The organism is Sphingobium sp. KCTC 72723 (assembly GCF_014280435.1).
Classification (GTDB): Bacteria; Pseudomonadota; Alphaproteobacteria; order Sphingomonadales; family Sphingomonadaceae; genus Sphingobium.
Genome location: NZ_CP060388.1, coordinates 33,522 through 46,775, shown reverse-complemented (window position 1 = coordinate 46,775; position 13,254 = coordinate 33,522). Strand labels below are relative to the sequence as shown.

General features: G+C 63.3%; 14 protein-coding genes. 4 read left to right on the top strand and 10 right to left on the bottom strand.

What is annotated here, in order from left to right; genetic code table 11:
• Nucleotides 1–139 precede the first annotated feature (139 nt).
• Nucleotides 140–1,240 carry an LPS export ABC transporter permease LptG gene (gene lptG / locus SPBM01_RS00225; RefSeq protein ID WP_188063471.1) on the bottom strand — a complete coding sequence of 367 codons (1,101 nt, stop codon included), beginning with the start codon at nucleotides 1,238–1,240 and terminating at the stop codon, nucleotides 140–142.
• Nucleotides 1,241–1,243: 3 nt separating this feature from the next.
• Nucleotides 1,244–2,452, bottom strand: coding sequence for an LPS export ABC transporter permease LptF (lptF, locus tag SPBM01_RS00220; RefSeq protein ID WP_188063470.1), 1,209 nt, complete (start codon nucleotides 2,450–2,452; stop codon nucleotides 1,244–1,246).
• A 130-nt stretch (nucleotides 2,453–2,582) separates the two neighbouring features.
• Between lptF and SPBM01_RS00215 the strand changes: the two genes are divergently transcribed.
• Complete coding sequence (locus SPBM01_RS00215) at nucleotides 2,583–3,077, top strand: DUF2141 domain-containing protein (RefSeq protein WP_188063469.1); 495 nt, start codon at nucleotides 2,583–2,585, stop codon at nucleotides 3,075–3,077.
• A gap of 9 nt (nucleotides 3,078–3,086) precedes the next feature.
• Entirely contained in the window at nucleotides 3,087–4,055 is a 969-nt protein-coding gene (locus SPBM01_RS00210; protein WP_188063468.1) for a diacylglycerol/lipid kinase family protein, read from the top strand.
• On the opposite strand, the gene SPBM01_RS00205 is transcribed toward SPBM01_RS00210, so the two are convergent.
• The 8 genes from SPBM01_RS00205 to thiS form a co-directional block, all read right to left on the bottom strand.
• On the bottom strand, nucleotides 4,052–5,320 hold the full coding sequence (locus SPBM01_RS00205) for a capsule biosynthesis protein (protein WP_188063467.1): 1,269 nt from the start codon (nucleotides 5,318–5,320) through the stop codon (nucleotides 4,052–4,054). The two genes, SPBM01_RS00210 and SPBM01_RS00205, sit on opposite strands and share 4 nt — an antisense overlap.
• A complete protein-coding gene (locus SPBM01_RS00200; protein WP_188063466.1) occupies nucleotides 5,313–6,950 on the bottom strand; it encodes a beta-3-deoxy-D-manno-oct-2-ulosonic acid transferase in 1,638 nt (545 codons plus the stop codon). Before SPBM01_RS00200 ends, SPBM01_RS00205 begins: the two co-directional genes overlap by 8 nt.
• A 68-nt stretch (nucleotides 6,951–7,018) precedes the next feature.
• The gene (locus SPBM01_RS00195) at nucleotides 7,019–8,314 is read right to left on the bottom strand and encodes a glycosyltransferase family 4 protein (protein WP_188063465.1); all 1,296 of its coding nucleotides are present in this window, start codon (nucleotides 8,312–8,314) and stop codon (nucleotides 7,019–7,021) included.
• A 40-nt stretch (nucleotides 8,315–8,354) separates the two neighbouring features.
• Nucleotides 8,355–8,795: an HIT family protein gene (locus SPBM01_RS00190; RefSeq protein ID WP_188063464.1), complete on the bottom strand. Its 441-nt coding sequence runs from the start codon at nucleotides 8,793–8,795 to the stop codon at nucleotides 8,355–8,357.
• Nucleotides 8,796–8,805: 10 nt separating this feature from the next.
• Nucleotides 8,806–9,441, bottom strand: a complete 636-nt coding sequence (locus SPBM01_RS00185) for a CoA transferase subunit B (protein WP_188063463.1) — start codon at nucleotides 9,439–9,441, stop codon at nucleotides 8,806–8,808.
• Complete coding sequence (locus SPBM01_RS00180; protein ID WP_188063462.1) at nucleotides 9,441–10,316, bottom strand: HAD family acid phosphatase; 876 nt, start codon at nucleotides 10,314–10,316, stop codon at nucleotides 9,441–9,443. Before SPBM01_RS00180 ends, SPBM01_RS00185 begins: the two co-directional genes overlap by 1 nt.
• Nucleotides 10,316–11,026 carry a CoA transferase subunit A gene (locus SPBM01_RS00175; protein ID WP_188063461.1) on the bottom strand — a complete coding sequence of 237 codons (711 nt, stop codon included), beginning with the start codon at nucleotides 11,024–11,026 and terminating at the stop codon, nucleotides 10,316–10,318. The genes SPBM01_RS00180 and SPBM01_RS00175 overlap by 1 nt, the downstream gene beginning before the upstream one ends.
• Nucleotides 11,027–11,111: 85 nt before the next feature.
• Nucleotides 11,112–12,113, bottom strand: a complete 1,002-nt coding sequence (gene thiS, locus SPBM01_RS00170; RefSeq protein ID WP_188065482.1) for a sulfur carrier protein ThiS — start codon at nucleotides 12,111–12,113, stop codon at nucleotides 11,112–11,114.
• A gap of 119 nt (nucleotides 12,114–12,232) precedes the next feature.
• Between thiS and aroQ the strand changes: the two genes are divergently transcribed.
• Nucleotides 12,233–12,673 carry a type II 3-dehydroquinate dehydratase gene (aroQ, locus tag SPBM01_RS00165; protein ID WP_188063460.1) on the top strand — a complete coding sequence of 147 codons (441 nt, stop codon included), beginning with the start codon at nucleotides 12,233–12,235 and terminating at the stop codon, nucleotides 12,671–12,673.
• A gap of 95 nt (nucleotides 12,674–12,768) precedes the next feature.
• Nucleotides 12,769–13,254, top strand: a complete 486-nt coding sequence (gene accB, locus SPBM01_RS00160) for an acetyl-CoA carboxylase biotin carboxyl carrier protein (protein WP_188063459.1) — start codon at nucleotides 12,769–12,771, stop codon at nucleotides 13,252–13,254.

Genomic DNA, 13,254 nt, shown 5'->3' with positions numbered 1-13,254 from the left:
TTTGTCGCGTTGCGTATTGAAACCTGATCGGACAGTCCCATATCGGGGTTGTTCCGGTCACTTCTCCCTCCCCCCTCGGAAGGATCGGGACGCCCCCTGTTGAAGGCCTTGGCGCATCCCTTGCTGCCGGGGCCTTCTTTCATTCCTCGGTTCTGAACAGCACCGTTTCACCGACCAGCAGGAACAGGAAGAAGGGCGCCCAAGCCGCCAGGAACGGCGGATAAGCGCCAAGGCTGCCCATCGCGAGCGAGAAATTGTCAGCGACGAAATAGGCAAAGCCCAGCGCCATCCCCATCACCGCCCGGACGAACAACTGGCCCGACCGCGCCAGCCCGAATGCAGCGATGGACCCCAATATCGGCATCAGCAGCGCGGACAATGGGCCAGACAATTTATGCCACAAATTGGCTTCCAGCTCGGCGGTCGGCCGGCCCGCGTCATGCAGGTCGGAAATTGCCGCCTGCAGCTGGCTGAAGGTCAGGGCATCGGGATCGACCTTGGCCAGCGTGAACTGGTCGGGGCGAATGTCCCGCCCGAACCGCACCGTGCCGACATTGCTCACCGTGCCGCGCGCCACGTCGAATTGCCGCGCATCTTCCAGCACCCAGCTTTTGTTCGCTGCGTCATAATGGCCGCGCGGTGCCTGAACGATGGTGGTCAGGCTGTTGTTGATCCGGTTGAAAATCTCAACCTTGCGCAACTGCACCTGCGTGCCGCGCCCGGCGACGATCGCTACATTGACCAGATTATTGCCGTCGCGCACCCAAGGGTTGCTTTTGACCCCGCTATCGACCGGGATCGGGCCATAATCGACCGCCTGCCAGGCGCTGAGCGCCGCCGTGGAGCGCGCCACGATCCGTTCGTTAAAGACATAGCTGATCATCGCGACGCCCAGCGCAGCGGCCACCAGCGGCGCCAATATCTGGTGCGCCGACAGGCCCGCCGCCTTCATCGAGATGATTTCGCTGTTCTGGTTGAGCGTCGCCAGCATGACCAGCGTGCCGAGCAACACCGAAAAGGGCAGAAAACGCGCGACGATCTGTGGCGCGCGCAGGCCGACATAATGCCATAGCTGCGGGTCGCCATTGCCCGGATAGGATAATATGTCGCCCGACTGGCCCAGCAGGTCCAGCGTCTGCAACACCACCACCAGCAAGGCCAGCACCGCCAGCGTCCGCGTCAGGAACAGGCGCGCCATATACCAGCTGATCTGGCGCGAGGGGAAGAAAGCGAACTGCATGGCTCAGGCTTCCCCTTCCAAAGGTGTGCGTCGTCGCCCGAACCGCAACAGCCGCACGATCTGCTTGCCGATCTTGGCAAAGGCGACTTCCAGCGCTGCGATCGGCTGGCCGCCCGGCCGGTTGGCGATGACATGATACATCCACAGGACCAGCCCCGACGCGATCAGGAACGGACCCCATAGCGCGATGATCGGGTCCACCTTGCCCAACGCGCCGACGCTTTCGCCATATTGGTTGATCTTATGATAGGTGACGATGAATATGATCGACAGGAAAACGCCCAGCGCCGATGTCGATCGCTTGGGCGGAATGGCGAAGGCCAGCGCAGCCAGCGGCAGCAGCATCATGAACACCACTTCGACCATGCGGAAATGGAAATTGGCGCGCACTTCGTCCTTCAGCTTTTCCGGCGTCGCCGGGCTGCGGCCGATGACCATCAGTTCGGGGATCGTCTTTTCCCGGTCGACATCGCGGCCCCGGAAATTTTCGATCTGCGGCAGGTCGATGGGCAGGTCATGGCTGGAAAAAGACAGGATGCGCGGGGTTTTATATTTGGGCGCGTCATTGACCAGCACGCCGTTGCGCAGGCGGAAAATGATGACGTCTGGATCATCGGTCGCCAGGAACGTACCCTGCGCCGCCGTCACCGCAACCGACTGACCGTCGCGGCTGATCGCACGCACGAAAATGCCTTGCAGATTACGACCCTCGTCCAGGCTCCGTTCGATCCGCAGCGTCATACGTTTGCCCAGATTGGTAAATTCCCCGACCTTGATCGATGCGCCAAGCGCGCCGGACCGCAATTCGAATCGCAGCGCTTCATAGGCATGGCGCGACAGGGGCTGAACGAAGCCGACAATGCCGAAATTGAGCAGCGCCAGCGCAATCGCATACATATAAGGCACCCGCAGCAGCCGCCCGTAGGACAGGCCGACCGCGCGCATAACGTCGAGTTCGGACGACAATGCCAGCTTGCGGAACGCCAGCAGGATGCCGAGCATCAGGCCGATCGGGATGCCAAGCGAGAGATATTCGGGGAGCATGTTCGCCAGCATCCGCCACACCACGCTGACCGGCCCGCCTTCCGCCGCGACGAAATCGAACAGGCTGAGCATCTTGTCGAGGACAAGCAGCATCGCAGCGATCACCAGCGTGCCGAGCATAGGCACCGCGATCAGACGGGCGAGATAACGGTCGGTGGCGGTCAGCATTCTCTAAGTCGTCGTCCCATCACCATGTTTTGGCCGCAAACCCCGCCCATATCCAGACGGGCTAGAATGTGGGGCGAACAGGGGCTTGTCCGTCCGGCCTTGTCGGGCGGCTATAGCTTCCAGGAGTCTAATGGTCATGGTAAAAGTTGCAGTGGGTCTGATGTCGGTGGCCGCGATGATCGCGACCGTCCCGGCGATGGCCCATGGTCAGGAAATCGCGAACGATCTGGAACGCTGCACCGCCGGCGGAAAAGGCCCGGCTGTGCTGGTCGATGTGCGTGGCTTTGTTGCCACGACCGGCAAGGTGCGGGTGCAATCCTACCCCGGCACGCGCGACGCATGGCTGACAAAGGGCGAATGGCTAAACCGGATCGAATCCCCGGTACGCCCGGCCAATGGCACGATGCGTTTTTGCGTCCCCGTGCCGCAACCGGGCAAATATGGCATCGCCGTGCGGCACGACCGCGATGGCAATGGCAAGACCGACATATCGCGCGACGGCGGCGGTTTTTCCAACAATCCGTCGATCAGCATTTTCAACCTGGGCAAGCCCGGTGTCGAAAAGGTTGCTTTCTACGCAGGCCCCGGCGTGACGAAAATCACGATCAACCTCAAATATATGTGATCCCAAACCATGGTCTGCGTCGCCCTTCTGTCCAATCCAAAGTCCACGGGCAACCGGCAGACGCTTCCGCGCGTGCGCAGCTATTGCGCCAGCAATCCCGACATCTTCCATTATGAAGTCGAACATGTCGATCAGATCGCCCGCGCATTCCAGACCATCGCCCGTGTCGATCCCGTCGTCATCGTCATCAACGGCGGCGACGGCACGGTGCAGGCGTCGCTGACCGAACTATATCAGGGTGAACATTTCAAGGGCCAAGTGCCGCCGATCGCGGTGCTGCCCAATGGCAAGACCAACCTGATCGCACTCGACCTTGGCATCCATGGCGACCCGATCAAGGCGCTGGAACGCATCGTGGAAATCGCCAAGGCGGGTGTGGAACCCCATGTCGTGGCGCGCGAACTGATCGCCCTGTCCGATGGTCGCGCCGAAACCCGGCCGGTGCTGGGCATGTTTCTGGGCGGTGCGGGGCTGGCCGACTATATGCTTTATTGCCGCAACCAGATCTATCCGCTGGGGCTGTCGAACGGCCTGAGCCATGTCATTACCGCAATCGCGGTGCTGGTTTCGCTCCTTTTCGGCATCCGCAACCGCTTCCTGCCGCCGACGAGCCGTCCGGTCAGCATATCCCTGATCCGAGAAGGCCAGTTGGCGGGGCGCTTTTCCGTCCTGATCGTCACGACGCTGGAACGGCTGCTGCTGGGCGTCGATCCCGGTGACAGCCAGCGCGGCAACATGAAGCTGATGGCGGTGGACCAGAGCCTGCCCGCCCTGCTGCGGCTCGTCTGGGCCAGCATCTTCCGCCGCGTGGGCAAGAGCAAGATGCAGGGCATCCACCTGGAACAGGGCGACACCATCCGCATCGAGGGCGATCACAGCAGCGTCATCCTGGACGGGGAATTGTTCGAAGCATCCGAAGGCCGCCCGATCGTCCTGCGCTCCACCCAGCCCGTGCCGTTCCTGCGTCTGGCTGCCTAAAACAGGTTGGCTTGCGCACGCCTGCGCGCGCCGATCTGCACCAGCACGCCGCTTTGCACCCGGTCCTTGACCAGCCGGTCGACGGCATTGTCGACCAGCATCTGCAACCCCTGATCGCTCAGCAACCCGCCACGGATGAGGCAGCGATCGACCAGTACGCGCCGAAATGCGGAATATAGCTTCATGTCCGGCTTGCGCGGTGCGGACCAGAAATCGTCCAGGCTCGATTCATGCACCACGCCCGGCACTTTGTAGACCGCATGGCCCAACACCATCACCGGCCGACCGCTATTGAGCGCCAGCGTGCCGACGGTGCTGTTGACCGTCACTACGCCCACCGATTTTTCCACGACTTCGGCGATGTCCCAGTCGGCGAGGTAGACGATCCTGTCCTTCACCCCATAATGGATCGCCAGCCGCCGGGTCAGGCGGCTCCACGACACAAGCCCCGGATCGAGCGGATGCCGCTTGATCACCAGGCAGACATGGGCAGGCGCCTGTTCGGCAAAGCTCTTGATCACGAAGCGCAGGGCCGCGCGCATATTGCCAAAGGGCGAATGGACGCGGATCTGATAGTCGGAATTGAGTTGCAGCGGCAGCGCGAAATAGGGCCGGTCGCGCACGCTTGCCCACGCGCTGGCCGACCGGCGCCGGTCGCTCTTGCGCTTGATCAGCTTGTAGCACCAGGCGATCGATTCCATCAGGAAGCTGTGGGGCCGGTGCGTGTTGTAGAAAGGGAAATAGGGCCGCATCAATGCAGCAGCCAGGCCGTTGCGCATCGTGTTGCGCGCCCGCGCCCGGAACGTGGACGGCACTGGTGCCATGGTCGGATCATAATCGGGCAACGCCCCTGCCTGATCCAGATACCATTGCGGGTCGAGTGGCAGGGTCGAATTGCCGTTCACGCCATCATCCTGCAACGTCAGGAAATCGGGCCGGATATAGCCTTCCTCCACGACATGGACGCGCAGGTTGCGCAGCCGGGCCATGCCATGGGCCGACGTATGATAGGGGCGGCAATCGCCGTAGAGGATAAGGTCCGTCACGCCATGATTGACGACGAAATCGTCGAAATAGAGCGGCCAGTTGCGAAATGTGCCGCGATAATCGGCCGCTTCGCCGGGCCAGTCCACCTTGTCCCCGCCATTGATGTTGATCCGCAACGCGCGATGCCCCCGGCTGCGCAGCGCGTCGGCCAGCATCGCGAAATAAGGTCCATGCGGGCCTTGCAGGAACAGGAAAGTCTTGGAGCGGCGATCAACCATGGAAAAACTCGGCGAACAAAGTCATAAATCTTCGCAACTTTCCCTGCAACACCCGCATCCTGATCATCCACGTCATCGGCGTGGCAAACCCGTCTGCAATCCGATCCACCATCAATTCAGGACGGCATGGCAACCGCGTAACCGGATCAAGATAACGAGGGTAGAGAATGAGGGCGGCAGCGACAAGTTGATCTATATCCAATCGTCGTCCCCGCCGCACGGACGGTTCCGCCAGATCGCGGGTCAGACCCCATCCGGCGTAGAAAGGCATCCCATGCACGCTGACCGGCCGGCCGCGCATCAGCGCCTCAAAACCTGTGAGCGAGGAGAGGACATGGACGCCATCGACTGCCTGGACCAGTTCCATCAATGGCGATCCGGTGTCGATGCAATCGGCGTGGCGCATCACCACCGCGTCGCTCAGATGCCCCTTGCGATGCCCGGCCTGCACGTCGGGATGCGGGCGATAGACGATCCACGCATCCGGTTCAGCCTGCCGCACGCGGGCCAGAAAGTCCTGATTGCCGCCGATCCCCGCGCCGCCCAGCCGCACCGACATGTCGTCATCGACCTGGCCGACCGCCAATATCGTGCGCCGCCCGACGGGCAGGTCGATCATCTGCCCGCCACCCGGCCCATATTTGGTCACGCCGGTCGCGCAGACGCGCGCGCGCAAATGTCGCGCCCGATCGATCAGCGCAGCCGAGAAGTGTTGCGTGGCCAATAATGTTTCCAGATCGCTGGCCGCCGTCGCATCATAATAGATGCCCGTGCGGTCCACCACGACGGATCCGGGCGGATGCAGCGCCGCGCCAAGGCCGCGCGACCGCAGGAAGCCATCCTCCACCCGCGCCAGCGGCACGCCTGCCGCCTGCGCCTCCGCCGGAAGGGAGGCAGGGACACGCGATGGCCAGATCGCCACTGCGCCCTGATCCCGCCGTGCGCGCGCCAGACCCCTAGTCCCTGACAGGAAGGGCGGGGACGTTGTGCCGTCCCACAGGAAATGGCGCATCGCTTCGCGTTTCCAGAAGGCCATGCCGCTGGCCGCCACGATGCCGCGATTGCCGTCGATATGCGCGCGCCAGTCGGCCAGTTGCGCGATCACATCGGCCGGGCCGACCGCCTGCCCGGTAAAACAGTCGCGATAGCTGGCCCCCGCTACGGCGTCGCGCGCCGCCTGCCGCAATCGGTCGGCATGGATGGGCAGCAGGTCCGGCCCGAACACTGGCACGCCCAGCAACCCGGCCACGATCGCCAGATCATCGTCCGCCACCGCATGAACCGACCGCGCATTGCGCACAAGCGCCCATGGATCGCACGACCGGAGCAACAGACGCCCCGACATCCCAGCCGCGAAGGCAGCGTCGCCGGGCAGGATGCCGATCTGTTGGGACTGCAACCCCGCCATGCGTTCAGGCGCGACTGGCACCCCCTGCCGCGCGATCAGGTGCAATCCTTCTGGCCGTTGCCCCCAAAAGTCGCCGCCGACCGCCGCCGCCGCCAGTTGATCGAGCAGCGCATCCGAAATGTCCGGCCGCGCCTCTGCTGCCATCAGGGGGGTGCTGATCATCGCTATGGTGGGAGCAATGCCGGGGAAAGGCGGCGACCGCAGGAAAGAAAGACGGGTCATGCGATGTTCCGCGACACTGTCACTATTGTCGTCATCCCTACCGTCCATGGGCGCGGGTGGAGCCAAGGTCAAGAAACAGAAGCTGTTACCTCTTGCAACAGGTCGATGACGATGTCGAAATAATCGGGCCAGGTGGGCGCGCGCCAGTGGGCGATCCGTTGCTGTTGCGCCGCGCGTTCCGGGGAATCGGCATGGCTATACTGCTCTATGATCCGCATCCAGCCCAGCCCGTCGAGTGGATCGAGATAATCGGGCGCGTCACCGCCCACTTCGCGATGCGCCGCAATATCGCTGCATATCACGGGTATCTTCGCGCTCAGCGCTTCGACCACCGGCATACCGAACCCTTCGATGAAGGACGGCATCAGCATGGCCCGCGATCCCGCGACCAGTTGCTGCATCGGGCCGTCGGGCAATTCGCCCGCCTCGATCACATGGCCGCGCAGAATGTCGGCGCGGTCCAGCATGTCGATGACATTTTCATTTTCCCAGCCGCGCCGCCCGATCAGCACCAGCATGGGCGCGGCGTCGCCCAGCGTTTCGATCAGCCGCCGCCAGATGTTGAGCAGCAGCAGGTGATTTTTGCGCGGCTCGATGGTCGATATATAGACGAAATAGGGCCGTTCGGGAATTGGATGATCGCTGCCCCCGAACATGTCGGGGGCGTCAGCGCCGAAATGGGCGACGCGGATCGCCCGCCCGGCATAGCCATGCGCCATATGCGGTTCCAGCGCGTCGATCGTCGCCTGACTGTTGCCGATGATACCGCTGGCATGAGCATCGATCGTCCGCACCCGTGCGCGATGTTCGTCCGCGCCATTGGGCCGGGCAAATTCGGGATGGCTGAGCGGAATGACATCATGCGCCAGCGTCACGAATTGCGCGCCCTCCGCCCGCAAAATCTCCCCCACCTGATCGGTGTCGTCCAGATGGTGGGGCGACACCTGCAAATAGATGCGCGGCCCGACGGCCGGGGGTATGGCGCGCGGGCGCAGCGCGAACATCTGGCGAATTGCCGCTGCCCTGCCAGTTTTCTTGTCGTAAGCGCCCACATTGCGCCATCGCGCGGCGGTAAAGGCCAGGAACTGTCGCACTGCCGCCGGGTCCAGCCGTCCATAATAGCCCCCCGCCGGATGGACCGCCGCAAAGGACAGCCGGTCGGGCATCCGGTCCAGCAATTCGCGGGCGTAGATATATTCGACCCGGTCGATGCCGGTGGGCGTGGGATGAAAGCTGCGCGACAGCAGCCGGGATATGTCGAGGATCACCTCGGTATCGCCGAGCGGCCCCTCGCGCCCCTTGCCGCGCGGCTTGGACCGCAGCGCCAGCCGCGCGCCGGGCGCCTTGAAGGGTTTTAGCGCCATGGGGCGATCCGCATCGAAACAGGAGCAATCATCGGGGGCATCAAAGCTGCGCGCGAATCCCGGTCGCCAGCGCTTCCAGATCGGCCGGATCGGCAAAGCCACCCTGACCATGATCGGAAAAGCCCGTCGCCCCGCCGACCCAGCGCGGCACGATATGAACATGCAGGTGGAACACCGTCTGCCCCGCCGGTGCGCCGTTGAATTGGGCGATGTGCAGCCCGTCGGGGTCGAGCGCCGTGCGGATGGCGCGCGCGACTTTCTGCACCGTGGCCATCACCTGCACCAGTGCGTCCGGCTCGATCTCCAATATGTTGCGCGCCTTCGACCATTTGGAAATGACCAGGGCGTGGCCCTTCGACTGCGGCTGTATGTCGAGGAAGGCCAACGTATGGTCATCCTCATACAGCTTGGTCGAAGGGATTTTCCCCGCCACGATCAGCGCGAAGGGGTTGGCCACGTCATAAATGCCATCAAGGCTCATGGAACAGCTTTCAGACTATGTAATGCGCGGTCGTCTTGGCAGCGATGTCCTCCGCCGTGACGCCGGGGGCCAGTTCGACCAGCTTGAACGGGCTGTCATGGTCAGGACGGCGGAACACGCACAGATCCGTCACGATCATGTCGACCACATTCTTGCCGGTCAGCGGCAAAGTGCAGGACGGGATGAATTTGGGATCGCCGTTCTTGGACGTATGTTCCATGACCACGATGATCTTCTTGACGCCCGCGACCAGATCCATCGCGCCGCCCATGCCCTTGATCATCTTGCCGGGGATCATCCAGTTGGCGATGTCGCCATTTTCCGCGACTTCCATCGCGCCCAGCACGGTGAGGTCAATATGCCCGCCCCGGATCATGGCGAAACTGTCGGACGAGCTGAAATAGGCAGTCTGCGGCAATTCGCTGATCGTCTGCTTGCCCGCATTGATGAGGTCGGCATCTTCCTCCCCCTCGAACGGGAAGGGTCCGATGCCCAGCATCCCGTTTTCGGACTGGAGCGTGACTTCCACGCCAGCGGGAATATGGTTGGCGACCAGCGTCGGGATGCCGATCCCCAGATTGACGTAGAAGCCATCCTGCAATTCGGTCGCGGCGCGGGCCGCCATTTCGTCACGAGTCCAGGCCATTATCGCGTCTCCCCATCGGCGGGCATGGCCCACCTTTTATCCACTGGAAAAATATCGTCAAAGCCGCCCTTGAGGCCGCTGCCATAGACCGGGTTGGGCAAGGCGAACCAGCCCCGGCCCCATAATGCAGCGATCGGGGCGGCAAGCGTTGCCGCCCGGCGCGCTGCGACAGGTTGCGGCGCGTTGAACAGGTCGGAAAAATCGCCCAGCTGGTCGCCGCCCAGCGCGATGACGCAATAGCGGGCTGCAATCGTCGCGCGGCGGCCATCCTTGGCCGATCCGGTCGCGTCGTCGCCCTTCAGAAACAAGGTCTGGCCATGCACCGCTTCGCCAAGCCCGGCGGCGCGGATCGCCTGCGCGGTGGCGGCTGCGTTGGCGGATGCGCGGTTGGTGTTGAAGATCACGGTCACGCCTGCTGCGCGCAATTGCGCCAGTGCCTCCACCGCGCCCGGCACGGGGCCGACCGCGCCTGCGCCGGTTCGTTCCCACGCATCCCACGCCGCTTCGTCATAGCCCTTGCCCGACCGGGCGTCGTGATATTCGTAGCCGATGTTCAGCAGCACGGTTTCATCGACATCGAACACGGCGGCGAAAGGCTTGGTCCCGCACGGCACGAAGCGCGGCTGATCGAGCGACGCACCCTGTGCCAGCACGACGGACGCTTGCGGGCGCGCCTTGGCGGTCGCGGTGGCATAAGACGCCAGCGCGCGGAACGCCTGCACCGACAGCGCCGCCGCTTCGCCCGACCCGTAGAGATATTGCATCCCGGCAGGCGGATCGGGGGGCGGCGGGGCGATCGGTTGCGGGGTGGGCGCGCAGGCGGCGAGCATCGTCAGCGACAATGCCACCGTAACCGCGCGCAGGGCCACTGCCATCACGCCGCTTCTCGCTGCCTCACGGTGCGAAACTCGATCTTCTTGTCATAGGGCGCGCCGATGATCATGCGCTTGACGTAAATGCCGGGCAAGTGGATCGCGTCCGGGTTCATGCTGCCGACCGGCACCACTTCCTCGACTTCGGCGATGCAGATTTTCGCGGCGGTCGCCATCGGCTGGTTGAAATTGCGGGCGGTCTTGCGGAAGATCAGGTTGCCGCTTTCGTCCGCTTTCCACCCCTTGATGATCGCGACATCGGCAAAGATGCCGCGTTCCAGGATATAATCCTGCCCGTCGAAATTCTTGACTTCCTTGCCCTTCGCCACTTCCGTGCCGACGCCCGTTTTGGTGTAGAAGCCGGGGATGCCCGCCCCGCCTGCACGGCAGCGTTCGGCCAGAGTCCCTTGCGGGCAGAATTCGACTTCCAGCTCGCCTGCCAGATATTGGCGTTCAAATTCCTTATTCTCGCCGACATAGGAGGAGATCATTTTCCTGACCTGCCGGGTGCGCAGCAGCTTGCCCAGCCCTTCGCCGTCGATTCCGGCATTGTTGGAGGCGATGGTCAGATCCTTGACGCCATTGTCGCGAATCGCGTCGATCAGCCGTTCGGGAATACCGCACAGGCCAAAACCGCCTGCACACAGGTGCATTCCGTCAAAGAGCAGGCCTTCCAGCGCGGACGCCGCATCGGGGTATAGCTTGTTCACCATCGCCTGTTCTCCTCCTATACTCGTCCCCTGCCCATAAGGGACAAGGGGACCAGCGGTCAATTTGCGCCGAAAAGCAAAATCCGCGTCAGATAAGACCTGCCAAAGGGCTGGACGGATCGGCATATAAGCGCCGGCCCATGCGCCCGGCGCGATAGGCCATGCGGCCTGCCTCCACCCCTGCCTTCATCGCGGCGGCCATCAGCACCGGATCCTTGGCTTCGGCGATCGCGGTGTTCATGAGGACGCCGGTGCAGCCCAGCTCCATCGCCTGCGCCGCTTCGGACGCAGTGCCGACGCCTGCATCGACCAGCACCGGCAGCTTCGTGCCTTCCACGATCAGGCGGATCGTCACCCGGTTCTGGATGCCCAGCCCCGACCCGATCGGCGCGCCCAGCGGCATGATCGCCACCGCGCCGACATCTTCCAGCCGCTTGGCCGCGATCGGATCATCGACGCAATAGACCATCGGCTTGAAGCCTTCCTTCGCCAGAATTTCGGTCGCGCGCAGGGTTTCGACCATGTCGGGATAAAGCGTGCGCGCTTCGCCCAGCACTTCCAGCTTCACCAGTTCCCAGCCGCCCGCCTCCCGCGCCAGCCGCAAGGTGCGGATCGCATCCTCTCCGGTGAAGCAGCCCGCCGTGTTGGGCAGGTAGGTGATGACATTGGGGTCGATATAGTCGGTCAGCATCGGCGCGTTGGGATCGCTGACATTGACGCGGCGCACCGCGACGGTGACGATTTCCGCGCCGGACGCGGCGAGCGCGGCGGCATTTTGTTCGAAACTCTTATATTTGCCGGTGCCTACGATCAGACGCGAGCGGAAGGTCTGGCCCGCCACGGTCCAGCTATCGTCGTTGGCCGGGGCGACATCGCCGCCACCAACGAAATGCACGATTTCCAGCTCGTCGCCATCCTCGACCATGACCTGCGCCAGTGTCGAGCGCGGCACGACTTCCAGATTGCGCTCCACCGCGACCTTTTCTGGCACGAAGCCCAACTGGCTCGCCAGGTCGGCCAGGGTCAGCCCTTCGCGGATGCGGCGATGTTCGCCATTGATGTGGATGGAGATGGTGCCGTCTATGCTCACTAGGTTTTCCCGCTGGCTCATGGAGAAGGTGTCTCGACTAAGCGCGACACGAAGGGCTAAGGATCGTGCAGCATATAGGGGCGGCTGCGCCCCTGCCGCAACACAGAAGGGGCATCGCCGTGGCGGATACGCGCAAAATCTATGTGCTGAACGGGCCGAATCTCAACATGCTCGGCACGCGCGAGCCGGAAATCTATGGTTATGACACGCTGGAGGACATTGCCGACCGGATGGAGGATGTCGCGACGCGCGCCCATGTGGAGATCGACTTTCGCCAGTCCAACCATGAAGGCCATCTGATCGACTGGATACAGGAAGCGCACCAGCAGGGCGCCCATGCCATCATCATCAATCCCGGCGGCCTGACCCATACGTCGGTGGCGTTGCACGATGCGATCAAGGCGGTCACGGTGCCGGTGATCGAAATCCACCTGTCCAATCCGCACAAGCGCGAGGAATTTCGCCACAAAAGCTATGTCGGCATGGCGGCGAAAGGCACGATCGCAGGCTTTGGCCCGATGTCCTATATGCTCGCGCTGGAAGCGGCGCTGGAACTGTAGGGCAGCCCCGCCCGCCGCACAAAAGTTGCGCTCTGGCGTAAATACGCATAGGCGCAGCGACCAGAAACGACATTTCATCGTCCGGGAAGCACCAAATGAACGACAAGCAGGAAAAGGGCGCAATGCAGGTGGACGTGCAGCTGGTGCGGGATCTCGCCGCGCTGCTCGACGACACCAACCTTACCGAAATCGAAGTGGAAGATGGCGACCGCAAGATCCGCGTCGCGCGCAAGGCCGGCGCCGTAGCGCCCGTCTATGCCGCAGCGCCCGCCCCGGCGGCAGCCCCCGTCGCCGCCGCGCCCGTGGCCGCTGCCCCTGCCGCAGCCGCCGAAAACGCCCTGCCCGCCGGTACGCTGGTCCGTTCGCCGATCGTCGGCACGGCCTATCTGTCGGCCGAGCCGGGTTCCGCGCCCTTCGCCCGTGTCGGTGCGCAGGTCGCGGCCGGTGAAACATTGCTGATCGTGGAAGCCATGAAGGTCATGAACGCCATTGCCGCGCCGGTGTCCGGCACGGTCAAGGCGGTGCTGGTCGATAATGGCCAGCCGATCGAATATGACCAGCCCCTGATCGTCATCGAATAA

Excerpts from the sequence above, each read along its gene's own strand:
- lptG (WP_188063471.1), bottom strand. The coding sequence starts at position 1,240 with ATGCAGTTCGCTTTCTTCCCCTCGCGCCAGATCAGCTGGTATATGGCG.
- lptF (WP_188063470.1), bottom strand. The coding sequence starts at position 2,452 with ATGCTGACCGCCACCGACCGTTATCTCGCCCGTCTGATCGCGGTGCCT.
- SPBM01_RS00215 (WP_188063469.1), top strand. The coding sequence starts at position 2,583 with ATGGTCATGGTAAAAGTTGCAGTGGGTCTGATGTCGGTGGCCGCGATG.
- SPBM01_RS00210 (WP_188063468.1), top strand. The coding sequence starts at position 3,087 with ATGGTCTGCGTCGCCCTTCTGTCCAATCCAAAGTCCACGGGCAACCGG.
- SPBM01_RS00205 (WP_188063467.1), bottom strand. The coding sequence starts at position 5,320 with ATGGTTGATCGCCGCTCCAAGACTTTCCTGTTCCTGCAAGGCCCGCAT.
- SPBM01_RS00200 (WP_188063466.1), bottom strand. The coding sequence starts at position 6,950 with ATGACCCGTCTTTCTTTCCTGCGGTCGCCGCCTTTCCCCGGCATTGCT.
- SPBM01_RS00195 (WP_188063465.1), bottom strand. The coding sequence starts at position 8,314 with ATGGCGCTAAAACCCTTCAAGGCGCCCGGCGCGCGGCTGGCGCTGCGG.
- SPBM01_RS00190 (WP_188063464.1), bottom strand. The coding sequence starts at position 8,795 with ATGAGCCTTGATGGCATTTATGACGTGGCCAACCCCTTCGCGCTGATC.
- SPBM01_RS00185 (WP_188063463.1), bottom strand. The coding sequence starts at position 9,441 with ATGGCCTGGACTCGTGACGAAATGGCGGCCCGCGCCGCGACCGAATTG.
- SPBM01_RS00180 (WP_188063462.1), bottom strand. The coding sequence starts at position 10,316 with ATGGCAGTGGCCCTGCGCGCGGTTACGGTGGCATTGTCGCTGACGATG.
- SPBM01_RS00175 (WP_188063461.1), bottom strand. The coding sequence starts at position 11,026 with ATGGTGAACAAGCTATACCCCGATGCGGCGTCCGCGCTGGAAGGCCTG.
- accB (WP_188063459.1), top strand. The coding sequence starts at position 12,769 with ATGAACGACAAGCAGGAAAAGGGCGCAATGCAGGTGGACGTGCAGCTG.